We start from the raw sequence: 16,217 nt of genomic DNA, 5'->3' as shown, positions 1-16,217 counted from the left end.
CCGGCGCACCGCCGGTTCCGCACGGAGTCGGGCACGACTTCCCCGCGTGCCCGGCTCCGTTCCAGCCACGGCCAGTCGAGCGCTACCCCGAGCGCGTCCAGCTCGAGCGCACCTGGCCTCTCCGGGCCGAGCCGTCCATCGCCTCCCCCGACGGCTCGGCCCCAGCTTCGGCCGCACGGCGCCCCCACGCCGCCGGCCCCGCGAGCGAGGTCCGACCGGGGACTCCCCCTCCCCCGGTCGGACCTCGCGCCCCCGGCGACCGCCGTGCTGCGCGCCGTGCTGGCGCGTCACCCCCACGCCCGCCAACACCACCCCGTTCGTCCAAGCCACCGAGGAGTTCCCGTCGTGAGAAGGATCGTGGTGTCGGCCGCGGTGATCGTGGTCCTGGCCGCCGCCGTCGTGGTGGACAGGCAGGACACCGCGCACGCCCCGAGCGCGCCCGGCACGATCGTCGCGACGCCGATCCAGGGCAGCGGCTACACCGGGCAGGACCTGCTCGCGCAGCTGCGCATCGCCCCCGAGGACACGGCCGCGTACGACCCGGCGGTCTGGAACGGCCAGCACCAACCCGGTTGCGATCTGCGCGCGGCGGTGCTGCGCGAGTTCGGCACCGGCGACGTCCACGGCACCGGGTGCGATCCCGCCTGTCCGACTGTGGCGTGCTGGACCAGCAACTACGACAACGTGCACACCAGCGACGCCGGCCAGCTGGTGCTCGACCGCCGCGTGTCCGCGCAGGAAGCCCATCGCTCCGGAGCAGCGGCCTGGAGCGACGCCCGGCGCGCCGAGTTCCTCGACGACGCCGAGAACTTCGCGCCGACGACCGCGGTGACCGCGCACGCCCACGACGGCCGGGACGCCGCCCACTGGCAGCCGGTCGAGGCGTGGCAGTGCTTCTACGCCCTGCCCTACGCCCAAACGAAGATCGACTGGGACCTCACCGTCGACCAAGCCGAGTTCGACGCGCTCGCGTCGATGTTCACCTGGTGCCCGTAGCCACTCGCAGAAGAAGGAGACCCCGATGTCCCGCGCCTCAGCCCTGGTCGTCGTCATCGCCACCGTGCTCGCGGTGATCGCCCCGGCCGCCTCCACGCCCAGCACGCCCAGCACGCCCAGCACGCCCAGCACGCCCGCCCCGACCGCGCCGGGCGGGAAGTGGGTCGTGGAGGACGGCCCCTCCTACAGCGGACCCCGCGGCCAGAACCTGCCCGGCGGGTCCGGCGAGCACTTCGTGACCTGCATCCCGGAGGCCGACCTGGCCCTCGACCGCACCCGGCGCGAGCACTGGCGCGAGATCCACATCCCCGCCGAGCACGCCTACGACGACACCTTCGACACCGGTGTCCCCTGCCCGGAGGGCAAGGTCCGCCTGTCCAGCGATGAGGGCCGGTGACCCGGCCGGCTGCGGTCACCGAGGACAACCTGCACTTCGGCACCCACCCCGACGACCCGAACGGGGTGCGCGACTGCGGCACCTGCCGGGGCCAGGCCGTCGTCGACGCCGCCCCGTGCCCGGACTGCTGGGCACGGCAGCAGCTGCGCGACGCCTGGTGGAACGGCTCCTCTGGACCCGAGCGACTGCGGCAGACGCTGCGCAACCTGTGATCGACCGCCCTGAACAGCAATTTCGGGAGGAACTCCATGCAGCCGCCGCTGCCGACGAACGACGTCTCGGCCGCCTGGTACAGCCCGGCGGCCAGGCCGGGCGACGTGCTCGCCGGGCTTCGGTGGACCGTCGACGCGGAGACCGGCGTCGGCGCCGCGGGGCCGCGAGTCCTGGGCCGCCTGGACGAGCAGGGCCTGGGCGCGATCGTGCGCGTCGAGCACGCCGTCGACGCGCACGGCACCTCCGGCGCGCGTCAGGCCGCCGAACGGATCGCGGTCGCGCTGGCCGAGCAGGAGGACGCCCGGCGACACCCGTGGGCGATGGTGCTGCGCGGGCTGCTCGACTGGGCCGCGCAGCAGCTGGCAGCCCGCGACCTCGACACGGCGCGCTCGCTCTACCGGCAGGCGCGCGAGCTCTACGGGACGCTGCTCGACCAGTTCGCCCCCGGCGGCTGGGCACAGGCTCGAGAACACCCCCGGCTGTGCTGGGCGTGGACCTACGCCGACGAGGCCGACAGCTACCTGGCTCAGCGGCGCCTGATCAGCGCGATCTCGCGGCTGCGCGACGGGGTGTTCTACCTGGCCGAGGCCGAGTGATCCGGCAGGCGTGACCAGCGCGGGGCGTTGTGGCGTGTCCACGGCGCCCCGTCTGCTCGTCGAACCAACTTGCGTAAGGTTGGTAATGTTGGTAACGTTGGTTGCAGCGAGGGACACAGGGCGACATGGAGGCCGAGATGAACACCACCAAGCGGACGATCGAGCAGATCCTCGACATCAAGCTCCGGGCCGCCGCCGTGCGCGTCCAGGAGCGGGCCGCGGCGCTGGCCGCCGACCCGCAGAACGAGGAGCTGCAGAGGGCCGCGCGCCTGGCCGACGAGGCACTGGAGAAGACGGGCCGGGAGATCGAGCAGCTGAAGGGCCTGCCGGAGGGCGTCGAGCCCGAGCGGTACGAGCCGGCCAGCACCTGGGCGCTGCGCCGGTACGCGGCGATCCTGCGCGAGCAGAACCCGGACCTGACCGCGGACGAGGCGATGCTCCAGGCCCACCAGGACGAGAACGAGTGGTTCGAGAGCTGGTACGCCCGCTTCGCCGACAACAGCGATCTCGACGAGGAGTGATCCCGGTGCGCCCGGCCCTGAACAGGACTTACGGGGCCGGGCGCGGGGAGGACGGGACACCGTCGCGTCCCACCTCGCGCGGCCGAAGCGCCGCGCCGGGGACCACCTGGCCGTCGAGCGGGTAGCTGAGCCGGTCGTTCGCCGAATGCGCGACGCCGCGCACCCTCCCCCACCACTCGCCGGTGCGCGTCTGGATCCACTGGCAGAGCTCGGCGGGGATCACCTCGCCGTTGTCCAGCCCGTAGGCGAGCACCCGCAGCGGTGTCGCCCCGGAGCCGATCCGGCTGGGCGGGAACACCGCCGCGAGATTGAGCCAGACAGGTTCGGGGGCTCGACCTCGCGGACGGTCCCCTCCCAGCCGTCGGACGCCACGGCGTCGAACACCCGTTCGACCATTCGGGTATCGTAGCTGCCGGCGACGCTGACCTTCGGTCGCCAGCGCGGAACGCTGCCGGTCGGGGAAGGACCGGACAGCAGGCCGACGCGCACCACCACGGGCCGCTCCGATCACCGGGGCGGCCCGTCGTCGTCGGCGCGTCCGCCGTGCGGCCGCCGAGCAGCCCTGGGGCCGGCCAATAGGATCTGCGGATGCGTCCGTGCGGCTCGGTCCGGGTCAAGTTCGCCAACAGCGACTACGACAACGTCTGCGTCAGCTTCGGGGGCGGCGACGACCTGCTGCCCGCCTGGCGGGACCTGGGCGACCTGCTCGCGCACCGCTCCGGGTGGCACTTCGACGTGGTCAACGACGGCGAAGCGTTGTGGAGCCTGGGCCTGCTCGGGGAGTCCCGGTTGAACATCCACGTCACCGAGGACCGGCGCTTCCACTGCCATGACCACGACACCGACCAGGACGACGTCGTCGACGGCATCCCCGCGCTGGAGGACTGGCTGTCCACACGGGAGGACCGGGCGAAGCAGCCCAGCGAGTTGCTGCTGGACATGGCCCGCGCGATGGACTGGGGCGTGCTCAAGAGCCACCCGTTCGCGCTGCGGGTGAGCTGGTCCGACGGGTACTTCGCCGCCTCGCTTCCCGACCACTACGACGTCGCCTTCGGCCGCACCCTGCCCGAGGCGATCACCGGCGCCGCCGAGATGCTCTGCGGCCTGTTCGGCGCCCCGCCCGCGCTGGCGGCACAGCTGACCCTGACCACCGAGCTGGACACGACGGCGACCCGTCGTCTGTCCGGGCAGGCCGGCTAGCCGCCGTTACCCGGCGGGGCTGCCCGGCTGGGCAGCCGCTGTGACCAGGCACAGCACGTGGTGTGGCGGTTCGCCGAACAGGCGGATGCCACTGCCGGTCACCTCGACCTCGCGCCACCCCTCGCCATCGGCCGCGGCCAGGCGCACCCGCACCGGGCCCGCCGGGACACCGATGTCGGCGGTGGCCTGCTTGAGCATCGCCCGCAAGGCCGGCAGGTCCTCGGGATGGCACATCTCGGGCAGATGCCGGTGCGCGGGCAGGGCGACGCCCAGCTCGGCGAAGCGGGCCGAGGTGAGGTAGACGTGCTCGAAGAGCGTGTCGATCGCGCACAGCGGATCGCGGGCCAGCACGAACGCGGCGTCGAGGTAGCTCGGGGAGTCACTGGTGTCGGTCACGGCGGCCGCCGCGGAGTCCAGGCGCATCGTGACCCCGCGCAGCCAGGTGTCCGGCCCCGGCGCGGTCACGTCGCGGCGCCCGGCCAAGCGCAGCCGCACCTGGCCGCCGTCCGCGGTGCGCGCGGCGAAGTTGTGGATCAGCAGGGCGTCGGAAGTCATGGTCAGGAACCGCTCCAGCACCCGCTGCACCTCGGTGCGGTGCGCGTCAGCGACGATCTCGTCCAGCCACTGCGGCGCCTCCCAGTAGTGCGGGCCGGCGCCGGGTGGCGCGGGGATGCCGTAGACGTCGAAGGCCTCCTTCGACCAGTGGATGCGCATCTGCTGATCAGGGCCGGGCGGGGTGACCCGCCACTCCCAGCTACCCACCAGCGGCGGGTCCGGCAGTTTGGCGTGCGCGGGGCCATAGCAGCCCAGGACGGCCACGGGTTGCCCGCTGACCGCGCCAAGAATCGGCTGGACGCGGATGACCCATCGGCGTCCGAAGTCCTCCAGCACCTCAGTGCGGGGCGTGCGGTCGATGCAGGCCAGGCGCATCTGCGGCAACAGGATCCGGCGGGCGGTCAGGTCGAGGGACGGCTTGGGCGAGACGCCCTGGTACAGCGACGGGCCGACGGCCAACAGGTGGAACCGCGCGTCGAGCAAGATCCACTGTCCCGCGTGGTCTCGGGACCCGCTCATTCCGCGTACGGCGAACGCGCCGGTGAGGTCAAGGCGAGCATGAGCGCCGTCTTGGGTGCCGCGCAGCCGCGCGGGCGAAGCCCGGTCTGGACCGCTTTGCGACGGTCCACTGTCAACACCATTCCCTGTTTTCGCTGCTCAGTGCCCACCCACGCCACTCTATGTGGACCAGTGCGCTAGGCGGAGTGGTCCAAAGTGGTCGGGACAAGGATCACCGGATCGGGTGAACCGAGGCAAACACGTAGCGTCATTTTCCGCTGCTCCGACCGGGCAAGCACAACCGAACGTGTCTGACGGAATGGAATAATCCATGTCGACGTTGTGTGCTGTTCGTATAGGTTTGTGGTCATCGTGACCATGCGCTGCTGCTGGTCACAGGCTCGTTCCCGTTGGTCGTCGGGCGTAGCCGGTCCCAGAAGTGGGCTCGCGGTCATCAAGCCGCGAGCCGGGACGAGGCTGCATCAAAGACACGTGGCGTGATCATTTTCCTCCATCCGTGAGGACGCGCTACCCCGACCGGGGAGGTCGGGAAGGCGAACGCGAGGGGCCGCGACGGATCCGGCCCGTGTCGGCGAGAGGCATCACCACAAGACGGTGCTGCGGCGCCGTGAGCGATCGTCGAGCGTGTTGGGGGACACGAAATGAGGGGCAGCTCTACCCAGAGCGACCACACGTCGCGCTGTGACGACCGGATGCAGGGCACATCCACCCTGGCGGTCACCTCGCCTCCGCTACCCGCGGAGGTCAACAGCTTCATCGGCCGGACCAGCCTGATCAACGAGGGCACCCGGCTGCTGGGCACCGCACGCCTGGTCACGCTGATCGGGACCGGCGGTGTGGGCAAGACCAGGTTGCTGGAACGGCTCGCGGTCGACCTGACCGCGAGCGGAACGTACAAGCACGGCGTCGTGGTCGTCCGGCTCACCGACCTGAAAGAGGCTGACGACCGGTTGGAATCCACGATCGCCGACGCGCTGGGCATCCTGGACAACTCCGCCGTGCCCGGTCTGGCACGGCTCATCGAGTACTTCCGGCACAGGCAGATGCTGCTGATGCTGGACAACTGCGAGCACCTGATGGGCGAGAGGCCCGGCTCGGGACAGATCCCGCGGCTGCTGAACACCCTGCTCAAGGCCGCCCCGGCGTTGCAGGTGATGACCACCAGCCGCGTCCGGCTCGGCGTGCAGGGTGAACACCTGCTGCTGGTGCCGCCGCTGTGCGCGGGCGACATGGCCGACTGCGAGACCGTCGACGGCGAGAACAGCACACACGAGGCGGTGCGACTGCTCATCGACCGGGCAGCCGCGGTCGGGGTCGAGATCAGCAAGCAGGACCGGCCGCTCGCGGCGCGGTTGTGCACGCTGCTCAGCGGCATCCCACTGGCCATCGAGCTGGCCGCCGTGCAGCTGGACACCATGACGCTGCGCGAGATGGTCGACCACCCTGGCCTGCTGGACCTGCTGGACGACGGACCGTCCGAGCAGCGTCACCACCGGACCATGCGCGCGGCGATGCACTGGTCCTACGAGTTGCTGACCGAGCCCGAACAGCGCATGTGGGCACTCACGGCGGTGTTCGAGGGCGGCTTCGACCTCGAGGCGGCCACGGCGGTGTGTCGCGACCACGGCATCGCCGAGGACCAGATGCTCGGCCTGCTGGCCCGGCTGGTGCGCAAGTCGGTGCTGCTGGCCGAGGCCCGCGAGGGGCGGACCAGGTACCGGATGCTGGAGATGATCCGGCAGTACGGCCTGGACCTGGTCGTCGACGCCGGCATCGAGGACCAGGTGCGCCAGGCCCACGCGGAGTACTTCGACGCCCTGGCGGCGCGGAGCGCACGCGAGTGGTTCGGCCCCGACGAGATCGACTGGTTGCGCCGGATGCGCGCCGACCTGCCCAACCTCCGTGCCGCGCAGGAACACTTCCTGTCCCGGCCCGACATGGCCGGCCGCGCTCTGGAACTGGCGATCAACGCGACCAGGACCCGGTTCTTCTTCCTCGCCGGTGTGCTCAACGAGTCCAGGCGGATGCTGGGGCTCGGTCTCGACGAGCACCCCGACGCGCCCAGCCCCAACCAGATCGCGGCACTGTCGCTGACCTCGTGGGTGGCGCTGTGCCAGGGCAACCAGCTGCTGGCCGGGCCGCTGCTGGCCCAGGCAGAGGTCTCGGCGCGCGAGTTGGGCTGCTACGACTCGTTCGGTCCGTTGCTCTACGGCCGCGGCACCCGCCTGTTGGTGGCCGAGCCGGATCCCGTCCGGGCCCGCCGGTCCCTGGAACTGCTCGCCGAGGCGGAGCGCGCCTTCCGCGTCCAGGGCTCCCCCGGCGACGCGTTCATGGCGCTGCTGTTCCTGGCGATGGCCGCGGCCTTCCACGGGGACCGAGACACGGCCTTCGCCGAGAGCGCGCGGGCGCTGGCGACCGCCCGATCCGCCGGCGCGCAGTGGTCGATCTCGTGGGCGCTGTGGGTGTGCGGGCTGGCGGAGCTGAAGTTCGGTGATCCGGCGACTGCCGGAACGCTGGCACAGGAGGCGTTGCGGATCCAGCGGGCCAACGGTGACACCTGGGGGCCGACTTGGAGCCTGTGGCTGATCGCGCTCGTCGCGGTGAAGCTGGGCGAGTGCGAGCTGGCCGGGCAGCTGTTCGGTGGAGCGAGCATGGGACAGCGGCTCACGCAGGCCAGTGTCCTGGGGCTGCTGCCGTTCCTGCGTTTCCAGCAGCAGGCCGAGGCCGAGGCGCGGCGCGAGCTCGGTGACGACGAGTTCGAGATCCAGGTGGCCGTCGGCGAGTCGCTGTCCTGGGCCGAGGTGCTGACCCTGGCCTTCCGGCTGCGGCCGGAGCGGAAGGCGGACACCGAGCACGAGTTGCCCGGTGGATTGTCCGAGCGGGAGTTCGAGGTCGCCGGCCTGGTGTCCAAGGGCATGCGCAACCGCGAGATCGCCCAGCGGCTGCACATCTCGTTCCGGACGGTGGAGGTGCACATCCAGAAGATCAACCGCAAGCTCGGCCTGACCAGCAGGGTGGAGATCGCCGCCTGGTACCTGGCGTTGCAGGAGATCGGCTGACCCGGCCGGGGCCGCCCGCAACGGGTCGGGCGGCCCTGGCCGGGTAGGTCAGCGCCCCAGCAGCAGGGGAAGGTCGACGTAGCCGTTCATGATCGCGCTGTGCCTGCGCTTCAGGTCGGCCTCGTCGACGGCCAGGCGGGCGCCGGGGAACCGGCGGGTCAGCCCGCCGAGCGCGAGTTCGGCCTCCATGCGTCCCAGCGGAGCGCCCAGGCAGTAGTGGATGCCATGACCGAAGGACAGGTGGCCGGAAGCGTCGCGGTGCAGGTCGAGCTGGTCACCACCGGGGAACCTCGCGCTGTCGCGGTTGGCGCTCTGCAGGCTGACGAGCACGAGCTCGCCCGCGGGGATCAGCACCCCGCCGACGTCCACGGGCTCGGTGGTGAACCGGTGGGTCGCCATCCGCACCGGCGAGTCGAACCGCAGCAGTTCCTCGACCGCACCGGGCACCAGCTCCGGCCGCTGGCCGAGCAGCCGCCAGCGCTGCGGGTCCTGCAGCAACCACCGCACGCTGTTGCCGATCATGTTCGTCGACGTCTCGTGACCGGCCACGAACAGCAGGAACAGTGTGCCCATGAGCTCGCCGGGAGCGAGACGGTCCTCGTCGCCGGCGACCTGGATCAGCGCGGAGAGCAGGTCGTCGCCGGGTGTGGTCCGCTTGGCGGCGATCAACTCGGTGAAGTACTGCTCCATCGCCCGTGAGGCGGGCAGGGTCCGCTCGGGCAGGTCCTCCATCAGCGCGGCGGTCCAGTCCCGCAGCGGCCCGCGTTCCTCCGTCGGGATCCCGAGCAGTTCGCAGATCACGGTCAGCGGCAGCGGGAACGCGACCCGGTCGATCAGGTCGATCGGCCGGTCCCGGGGCAGGACCTCCAACAGCGTGTCGGTGAGCTGCTCGACCCGCGGCTTCAAGGCCTGCACGCGGGCGCGGGTGAACTTCGCGGTGAGCAGACCACGCAGTCGTGCGTGCGCCGGGTCGTCGTTGAACAGCATGTGCGGGCTGAACATGTTCGACAGCGCGTCCGCCTGGCCCGTCTCGGCGAGCTGACCGCGGATGATCGCGGTCAGGCCGCCGATGTCCTTGCTCAACCGGGGATCGGCCAGCGCGGCACGGGCGTGCGCGTAGTGGCCGATGACCCACACCCTGATCTGGTTGGGCAGCGTGGCGCGGTGCGCTGTCGCCTCGGCGCGCAACGCGTCGGCCACCTCGAGCGAGGTGTCCCAGTACCCGTCGCCGAACAGCGGTGTCTCCGTCATCGTCACGACGGCTCCTTCCTGATGGACGCCCTGCACCGGCACGGAGTGCAGCGGCATCGCGTGGGCGTCGGGATGAGCGGCGGGAAGCCGGGGACCTGCTCCGGCACGAGACCGCGAGCGGCGGCACACGGTGCTCTCACGGTCCGGTCTCTTCCCGTCAGCCGACGGCAGCCGCACCGGCGAACGGCACGGGCCGGGCGGGGAGCGGACGAGGCCCGCAGCGCGCGGCGACTGCCGGCACGCGATAGGTGCGTGCCGAATTCGAGAATCGTTGATCATGAGGACGCACACCATTAGGGCGAGCACGTATTTTCGGAAGATCGGACCACGTAGTCATTTCCAGGCACCACGTAGGCCATTGATAATTGCCACGTAGTGACGGCCGAAAACGAGGTCTATTCGCCTTCAAATGACTCTGAAAAGCTCGGTGATCAGACTTAAAGCACCGACGCCGCGTAGTCGGCGATACCCGATGTGTGATCAGGCACGACGACAGGACAACGTGTGCGGGCAACCGGTTGATCAACGCTCTGAACAGGAGTTACTACGGCCGGTGTGTCACTACGTGGTGGTCTCGCCGGTTGCTACGTGTTCGCCCTTAGCCTTTTCGTGGATGACTAAAAACGGGTGCAGAAATTCTTCCAGATCGCGTTGACAGGGAGAAGGTTTGTCCTATTGTTGTCACGTCGATAGGGATTCTGGACAGCGTCACTTCGGGATGCCGTTCCAGTCGACTCCCCCTCTCCGAACGGGGGCTTCACCAGCGCAGGGGGCCGGTGAATCACTCGGAGACACGGGAGTACCACACGACATCGGCACAAGGGGGGCAGTGGCATGAGCGCGCGTACGGCGAGACCAGGTCCCAGGACGGGGCACTGGTCGCCCGCGCTGCTCAGCACCACACCGATAGCGCTGCTCCCCTCGTGCTCATGGCCCCGTTACCCGGAACCGCGCCGGGGACAGGGCTCAAGCCGGGCGGCGGGGCGGGGAGGAACCCGCCGTCCGGCTGCGGGTCAGCACACCACTGCTGACCGGAGAGGAGACACCGGCTGGCGTGCCGTGTCGCCCGTGCTCGCCGAGCACGACGGCACGCCGGCCGGAGTCACAACATCTCGGGGAGGGGATGGATGTCACCGCACCGCCAGCCGTTCTGGAAGCACACCGAAGCCGGGCTCGTGCTCCGCCTAGGCCGTCGCGCCGACCCGGTGCCCGAGCCCATCGACGAATGGCTGATCGGCCCTGGGGGGCTGGGCCTGTCCGCCGATGCGGCCGAGGACCTGCTTCGGCTGGAGGGCCGACTGCGCGCGCTGGTCGCCGCGCTCGTGGCTAAGGCCGAGGACGCCGAGCAAGCCGTCGCGCAGGCACGTGCCGCGGCCGCCGCCGAGGACGCGGCGCGCGGCTGGGGTGCCCGCGGCCGCCGTCGGGCCGCGCACATCGCCCTGAAGCAGGCCATCCTCGACCACGACGCCACGGTGGAGACGCTGGAGGACGCCCGCACGCTGGTGGAGGTGCTGCGCGAGTTCGTCATCCAGCTCGACGCGCCGGACGGGCTGCTGCGCGAGGCGGCTGAGGGCTGGCGCCGCTCCCCCGCCGTTCCCACCAGCGTCATCACCTTCGACGACGAGGAGTCGTTCCTGGCCGCCGACACCCGGCGCGCCACCCTGAACGGATGGGCCGGCCAGACCATCGCCGGCGTCGAGGAGTTCGGCCACGCCTGGCGGCGCGACGGCGACGAGGACGACCCGCTCGCTGGGGACCTGGACCGCGCCGGGCCGTGGTCGCTGGGCTACGTCGAACGCACCGGCGAGATCTACGCGATCCGCCGCTGCGACTACCTGCCGCGCGCGGTGTGGCTGCTGGGCAGCGGGTTCGAGAAGCGGCGGGCCTTCGAGTTGCTGGTGCGGCTGGCCCCGCGCATGCGGGAGCCGAACTCGCTGATCCTGGCCGCGGGCACCCTGCACGCCGCCCGGACCTTGCAGCCCACCCGCCAGTGCGTCGCACTGCGGCGCCCTTCGACCGCGCCGGTCCCGGCCGGTCTGGCCAGCCGCACGCAGGCCCCGGACATCGAGGAAGCCGGATGAGCCGCGACGGGCTGCGAACAGGCTCACCACGTCGCCCTGGTCGGGCATGCCCGACTCGGGGCGCAGTCAGGGGAGCACCGGCGGACACCGTGCTGCCGGTGGAAGAGGGGAGAACAGGTGATTGGGGAGACACGTGGATGCGTAGGGCACACGGCTACGCGGTCCTGCTCGGCGGCGCGCTGGCGGTGCTGGCGGGGTGTTCGAGCGGTCCCACGCCGACTCCCCCGCCGTCGTCGGCCGCCAACTCCAGCGCCGCGGCGTCGGTGGCGCTGCCACCGCCGGATCAGCGTGGGCCGCAGGTCACGGTGGAGGGCACGGTGACCTGGATGAGCTCGCACCCCGGCTGCATCCGGTTGGAGACCGCTGCTGGTCAGAGCTTCCAGCTCACCGGCGACGTGGCCTCCGACAACGAGCATCGCGCCGCCCGCGGGGAGCAGCCAGCCGTCCAGCGAGTACGGATCACCGGGTACGTGCCCGAGGCCGGGGCATCGGTGTGCAGCGCGGGCCGCGCGTTCGTCACGGAAAAGGTGACTCCCGTGGACCGCTAGTCACAAAACAGAAAACCGTCAGCCTTTGCTAACCCGGCTTTTCCTTTTGGAACCGGGCGCTTAAGCCTGTGCAAAATACGTCAGAAAAAGACGCTCAACAAAAGACTTAGAATTGGTTGACAACTACGTTCGTCACGTTGCAGAGTGAACCCGTCCGGCGCATCGGCGCTGGTCAGAGGCCAGCAGAGGGGACGCTGGCGGCACCGGGGGCGACAGAGTCGCCACGCAGGGGGATTTCATACAAGGGCATTTCTGCGCCTTGTTCCGCATTCCGCTGCGCCCATTCACAGCCCGCGATGAGGCCATACATCGCACGGGTCCGGTGTGTCCGGTAGAGCAATGAAATCGGGGGCTTTACATGGCTGTACGACCATCCCGCGCGGCGGCAGTGCTTGCCAGTTGCGCGGTGCTGGCCGGGATCGGCGGAACGACTGCGGCGCAGGCGACTCCGACGGCCCTGGACAGTGACCGCACCACGATCGAGGGCAGTGCCCCGACCTGGGCGACGCCCAGCGCCAGGGTCGGCGACGTCGCGGACGGCGAAGTCCGCCAGGTGCAGGTGGCCCTGGCGCTGAAGGACCCGCGCGGCGCCGAGGCCCTTGCGCGGGCCGTGACGACGCCTGGCAGTCCTCAGCACGGCAAGTTCCTGTCCGCGAAGCAGTTCGTCGACCGGTTCGCCGCGGACAAGTCGACCGTCGACCGCGTCTCGGCCTGGCTGGGCAGCCAGGGCCTGAAGGTCAAGGGCGTGTCGGACAACCGCCACTTCATCAGCGTCGAGGGCAACGTCGGCACGCTCCAGACCGCGTTCCGGGTGAAGCTGTCGAAGTTCAAGCACACCACCAAGAAGGGCGCGTTCGAGCTGGCCGCCCCGGAGTCGGCGGTGTCGGTGCCCCGCGAGCTGCGCGGGTCGGTGCAGGCCGTCCTCGGCCTGGACGACAGCGAGCTGACCATCGCGCCGAAGCAGGTCGCGGGGCGTGCCCCGAACGGCGCGCGTCCCGGCGTGACCCCGGCGGCACCGGGAGACCCGCAGTCCTGCGCGCGGTACTGGGGCGAGGCGAACAACTCGAGCGCCCCGCAGAAGTTCGGCGCGGGCAACCAGTCGAACCTGATCTGCGGCTACAACACCCCGCAGATGCGTGCGATCTACGGTCTGGGCGGCGGAAACACCGGCGCGAACAGCACCGTCGCGATCATCGGCGCGTACAACCACGCCGCGATCGTGTCCGACACCAACCGGGCCGCGCAGACCTTCGGCTCGCCGCAGCTGGCCGCTGGCCAGTACAGCGCGGTCCTGCCGCCGGCCTACGACAACCAGGACAAGTGCGGGCCGGAGAGCTGGGCCGGTGAGCAGGCCCTGGACGTGCAGGCCATCCACACCATCGCCCCCGCGTCGAAGATCGTCTACTACGGCGCGACCTCCTGCTACACGCTGCTCGACGCGCTGAACAAGGCCGTGCAGGACAACAAGGCCAGCGTGATCAGCAACTCGTGGGGTTACACCGGCGAGTCCTCGGTGGCGGCGGCCAACCGCCAGCAGATGGACGGCATCGCCCTGCAGGCCGCGATCCAGGGCCAGGCGATCACCTTCTCCAGCGGCGACGCCGGCGACAACTCCGGCGGATCCGCGCTGGGCAAGGTCGAGGCCGACTTCCCCGCCAGCCACCCATGGGTGACGGCCGTGGGCGGCACCTCGGTCGCGCTCGGCGGTGACAACAAGGTCAAGTTCCAGGCCGGGTGGGAGATCGCCGGCTACACCCAGTCCGGCAACACCTGGGCCGCGCAGCAGGACGCCGACGGCCGGTTCGCCGGTGGTGCCGGCGGCGGCACGTCGCTGCTGTTCGACCAGCCCGAGTACCAGAAGGGCGTCGTCCCGGATGGCGTCGCCAAGGGCAAGAGGGCCACGCCCGACATCTCCGCGCTCGCCGACGCCTACACCGGCATCGGGGTCGGCTTCACCACCGCGGATGGCTACGTCGAGTACGCCTCCGGGGGCACCTCGGCCGCCGCGCCGATCGTCGCCGCGCTGGTCGCCAACGCCCAGCAGAGTCAGGGCGTCGAGCGGATGGGCTTCCTGAACGCGGCGATCTACCAGCTCGCGGGCAAGGCGGCGGTCACCGACGTCAAGCCTGTTCAGGCGGGTGTCTGGTCGCCCTACATGATCAGCTACGGCAAGGTCACCGTCCCCAACCAGCAGGGCAGCTACCTGGCGGAGTTCGACGCCAAGCCGCAGTCCCTGCAGAGCGGAACGGGCTGGGACAACGTGACCGGCGTCGGCACTCCCAACGCCGCGTTCCTCACCTCTCTCGGCAAGTAATCCCGATCGGTCCACAGGACCGACGGTGCGCCGCGTCGCCCACCGGCTCGACCTTGCCGGAACGGCCGGGTGGGCGGCGCGGCATCCCCTGGACGCGGGTGGGGTGCGTTCCGCCGCTGTCGGGGACGTCCGGCACGCACACCACCCGTTCATGCCCCCCAACAAGTGAGGAAGGAGGTGCCCAGTGATCGACGACGACGGCGACCGGCCCGAACCGGCGGATCGGGACGACGAGCGGCAAGACCCCGCGACCGGCCCGAATACCCCCTCGGGAGAGCGGTCCTCGTTCGAGCAACCGCCCGCGGTGATGCGGCGTCGCAGGCCCGTGCTGATGGCGATCGGCGGACTGGTCGCCGTCGCCGTGATCCTGGCTGTGGTGGCGCTGGCCACCCGGACCTCCTCCGGCCCGGCGGCGAGCACCGTCTCCGTGGCCACCAGCGAGCTGCCACCCGCTGCGGCCGAGGCCGACGGCGCACCGGTGGTTGCGCCGCGTCCGGTCAGCGACAGCGAGCTCGCCACGCTTCCGCAGGCCACGACGTTCGGAGAGGCGCCGAACGCGCCGCGCGACCCCGCGCCGGATCAGGCGCCCAGCGGGAAGGTGGTGCACCCGAACGCCGCGGTGCCCGTGTTCGCCTCGCCCGGTGGTGACCCGGTCGCGGTGGTGCCCGCTCAGCAGCCCATCGGCATCGCGCCGCACCAGACCTTGAGCGACACGTGGCTGCCGATCGTCGCCGAACAGCCAGGGTGGGCGCTGGTTGGGCTTCCGCTGCGGCCCAACGGTTCCGTCGCGTGGATGTACGTCGAGGACCCTGCGGTCACCGTGTCGAGCACGCCGAGCGTGATCACCGTCGACCGGGGCAAGTTCGAGCTGACGCTGACCACCGACGGCGCCGAGGTGGGCCGCTGGACGGTCGGGACCGGCAAGCCGTCCTCGGTCACTCCGGCCGGGCGGACGTTCCTGCTCGCGGCGATCCGCGAGGCCAAGCCCACCTTCTCTCCGATCGTGCTGCCCCTGGGGGCGCACTCGGACACCTACGAGTCGTACGGCGGCGGTCCCGGGACCGTCGGCGTGCATACCTGGCCGACCGCGGATGTGTACGGAAAGCCCAGTTCAGACGGCTGCATCCGAGTTCCGCCGGAGGCCCTGCAAGTCCTCACCAAGGTCCCGCTCGGGACGGCGGTGTTGATCAAGTGAATACCCGTAATCGGCCCGATGGGCCACACCACGACAAGGGGGGACCAGTGGTCCGCACTACCCATTCACGAACACTTCTGGCCGGGCTGGGCGCCGGTGCGCTCGCGGCAGGGGCGCTCACGATGATCTTCACGGGCTCGCCCGCCAGTGCGCAGGCGACGACGTCCACCGCCTACGGCGTCTCGGCCTCGGGCGTGGAATCCAAGGCCGCCCAGCCCTCGGTGAGCAGCGACGGCGCGGTCAAGACCGCGTCGGGCTCGGTGTCCGGCATGGGCTGGAGCGCCACCGGGATCACCGTGAAGGCCGGGGCCGGCATGGCCGAGGCGACGATCGGCAACGTCACCGCCGGCGGCAAGAGCATCGGGTCGGTCACCGCGAAGTGCGCCGACGGCGTGACCACGTACTCGCACGGCGGGGCAGCGCCGAGCGACCCGAAGTTGAAGGTGTCCTTCGGCGGCGGGGCCGGCGCGACCATCCAGATCCTCGGTGCGGGCGACAAGCCGGTGCAGACGATCACCGTCGGCGTCGTGAAGTGCGGCAAGGGCACGCCGCCCACGACGAACCCGCCGACCAGCAACCCGCCGACCGGCAACCCGACGCAGCAGCCGACCGGCACGCAGCAGCCCACGGGCACGCAGAAGCCGACCGGGACGCAGAAGCCGGGCGACAAGCCCGTCAAGCCCGCGCCGCAGCCCGAGATCAAGGACGGCCACCACCCGGTGACCGGCTGACACGACCGCTAGTCCGGCGGACCGCCCCCGCTTCCCCAGGG

16 protein-coding genes are annotated in these 16,217 nt (G+C 70.9%); 13 read left to right on the top strand and 3 right to left on the bottom strand.

All coding sequences use genetic code 11. The features are described 5' to 3' along the window. The first annotated feature begins 345 nt into the window (after positions 1-345). From JNUCC0626_RS50005 to JNUCC0626_RS49985, 5 genes are all read left to right on the top strand, one after another. Positions 346-996 carry a hypothetical protein gene (locus tag JNUCC0626_RS50005; protein ID WP_394622291.1) on the top strand — a complete coding sequence of 217 codons (651 nt, stop codon included), beginning with the start codon at positions 346-348 and terminating at the stop codon, positions 994-996. A gap of 25 nt (positions 997-1,021) precedes the next feature. Beyond that, positions 1,022-1,393 carry a hypothetical protein gene (locus JNUCC0626_RS50000; protein ID WP_394622483.1) on the top strand — a complete coding sequence of 124 codons (372 nt, stop codon included), beginning with the start codon at positions 1,022-1,024 and terminating at the stop codon, positions 1,391-1,393. Further along, on the top strand, positions 1,390-1,605 hold the full coding sequence (locus tag JNUCC0626_RS49995) for a hypothetical protein (protein ID WP_394622482.1): 216 nt from the start codon (positions 1,390-1,392) through the stop codon (positions 1,603-1,605). The genes JNUCC0626_RS50000 and JNUCC0626_RS49995 overlap by 4 nt, the downstream gene beginning before the upstream one ends. A gap of 36 nt (positions 1,606-1,641) precedes the next feature. Beyond that, positions 1,642-2,202: a hypothetical protein gene (locus tag JNUCC0626_RS49990; RefSeq protein ID WP_394622481.1), complete on the top strand. Its 561-nt coding sequence runs from the start codon at positions 1,642-1,644 to the stop codon at positions 2,200-2,202. A gap of 137 nt (positions 2,203-2,339) precedes the next feature. After that, the gene (locus tag JNUCC0626_RS49985) at positions 2,340-2,723 is read left to right on the top strand and encodes a hypothetical protein (protein ID WP_394622480.1); all 384 of its coding nucleotides are present in this window, start codon (positions 2,340-2,342) and stop codon (positions 2,721-2,723) included. A gap of 28 nt (positions 2,724-2,751) precedes the next feature. Here JNUCC0626_RS49985 and JNUCC0626_RS49980 read toward each other — a convergent pair whose 3' ends face one another. Further along, on the bottom strand, positions 2,752-3,021 hold the full coding sequence (locus JNUCC0626_RS49980; RefSeq protein ID WP_394622479.1) for a hypothetical protein: 270 nt from the start codon (positions 3,019-3,021) through the stop codon (positions 2,752-2,754). Between the two features lie 290 nt (positions 3,022-3,311). On the opposite strand from JNUCC0626_RS49980, the gene JNUCC0626_RS49975 reads away from it, so the two are divergent. After that, a complete protein-coding gene (locus JNUCC0626_RS49975; RefSeq protein WP_394622478.1) occupies positions 3,312-3,923 on the top strand; it encodes a hypothetical protein in 612 nt (203 codons plus the stop codon). Positions 3,924-3,929: 6 nt separating this feature from the next. On the opposite strand, the gene JNUCC0626_RS49970 is transcribed toward JNUCC0626_RS49975, so the two are convergent. Next, entirely contained in the window at positions 3,930-4,997 is a 1,068-nt protein-coding gene (locus JNUCC0626_RS49970; RefSeq protein ID WP_394622477.1) for a hypothetical protein, read from the bottom strand. A gap of 641 nt (positions 4,998-5,638) precedes the next feature. Between JNUCC0626_RS49970 and JNUCC0626_RS49965 the strand changes: the two genes are divergently transcribed. Beyond that, complete coding sequence (locus tag JNUCC0626_RS49965) at positions 5,639-8,056, top strand: ATP-binding protein (protein ID WP_394622476.1); 2,418 nt, start codon at positions 5,639-5,641, stop codon at positions 8,054-8,056. A 48-nt stretch (positions 8,057-8,104) separates the two neighbouring features. On the opposite strand, the gene JNUCC0626_RS49960 is transcribed toward JNUCC0626_RS49965, so the two are convergent. Then, positions 8,105-9,307 carry a cytochrome P450 family protein gene (locus JNUCC0626_RS49960; protein ID WP_394622484.1) on the bottom strand — a complete coding sequence of 401 codons (1,203 nt, stop codon included), beginning with the start codon at positions 9,305-9,307 and terminating at the stop codon, positions 8,105-8,107. 1,127 nt (positions 9,308-10,434) lie between these two features. Here JNUCC0626_RS49960 and JNUCC0626_RS49955 point away from each other — a divergent pair. The 6 genes from JNUCC0626_RS49955 (at position 10,435) to JNUCC0626_RS49930 (ending at position 16,176) form a co-directional block, all read left to right on the top strand. Then, entirely contained in the window at positions 10,435-11,388 is a 954-nt protein-coding gene (locus tag JNUCC0626_RS49955) for a hypothetical protein (protein ID WP_394622475.1), read from the top strand. A 137-nt stretch (positions 11,389-11,525) separates the two neighbouring features. Beyond that, positions 11,526-11,936 (top strand): hypothetical protein, encoded by a 411-nt coding sequence (locus JNUCC0626_RS49950; RefSeq protein ID WP_394622474.1) that lies wholly within the window; start codon positions 11,526-11,528, stop codon positions 11,934-11,936. Between the two features lie 358 nt (positions 11,937-12,294). Continuing rightward, complete coding sequence (locus JNUCC0626_RS49945) at positions 12,295-14,250, top strand: S53 family peptidase (protein ID WP_394622473.1); 1,956 nt, start codon at positions 12,295-12,297, stop codon at positions 14,248-14,250. Positions 14,251-14,275: 25 nt separating this feature from the next. After that, the gene (locus tag JNUCC0626_RS49940) at positions 14,276-14,419 is read left to right on the top strand and encodes a hypothetical protein (protein WP_394622472.1); all 144 of its coding nucleotides are present in this window, start codon (positions 14,276-14,278) and stop codon (positions 14,417-14,419) included. 15 nt (positions 14,420-14,434) lie between these two features. Further along, entirely contained in the window at positions 14,435-15,445 is a 1,011-nt protein-coding gene (locus tag JNUCC0626_RS49935) for a L,D-transpeptidase (protein WP_394622471.1), read from the top strand. A 47-nt stretch (positions 15,446-15,492) separates the two neighbouring features. Further along, positions 15,493-16,176 carry a hypothetical protein gene (locus JNUCC0626_RS49930; protein WP_394622470.1) on the top strand — a complete coding sequence of 228 codons (684 nt, stop codon included), beginning with the start codon at positions 15,493-15,495 and terminating at the stop codon, positions 16,174-16,176. Positions 16,177-16,217: the final 41 nt, after the last annotated feature.

This window comes from Lentzea sp. JNUCC 0626 (assembly GCF_043632865.1).
Classification (GTDB): domain Bacteria; phylum Actinomycetota; class Actinomycetes; order Mycobacteriales; family Pseudonocardiaceae; genus Lentzea.
This window is presented reverse-complemented; position numbering and strand designations above follow the sequence as displayed.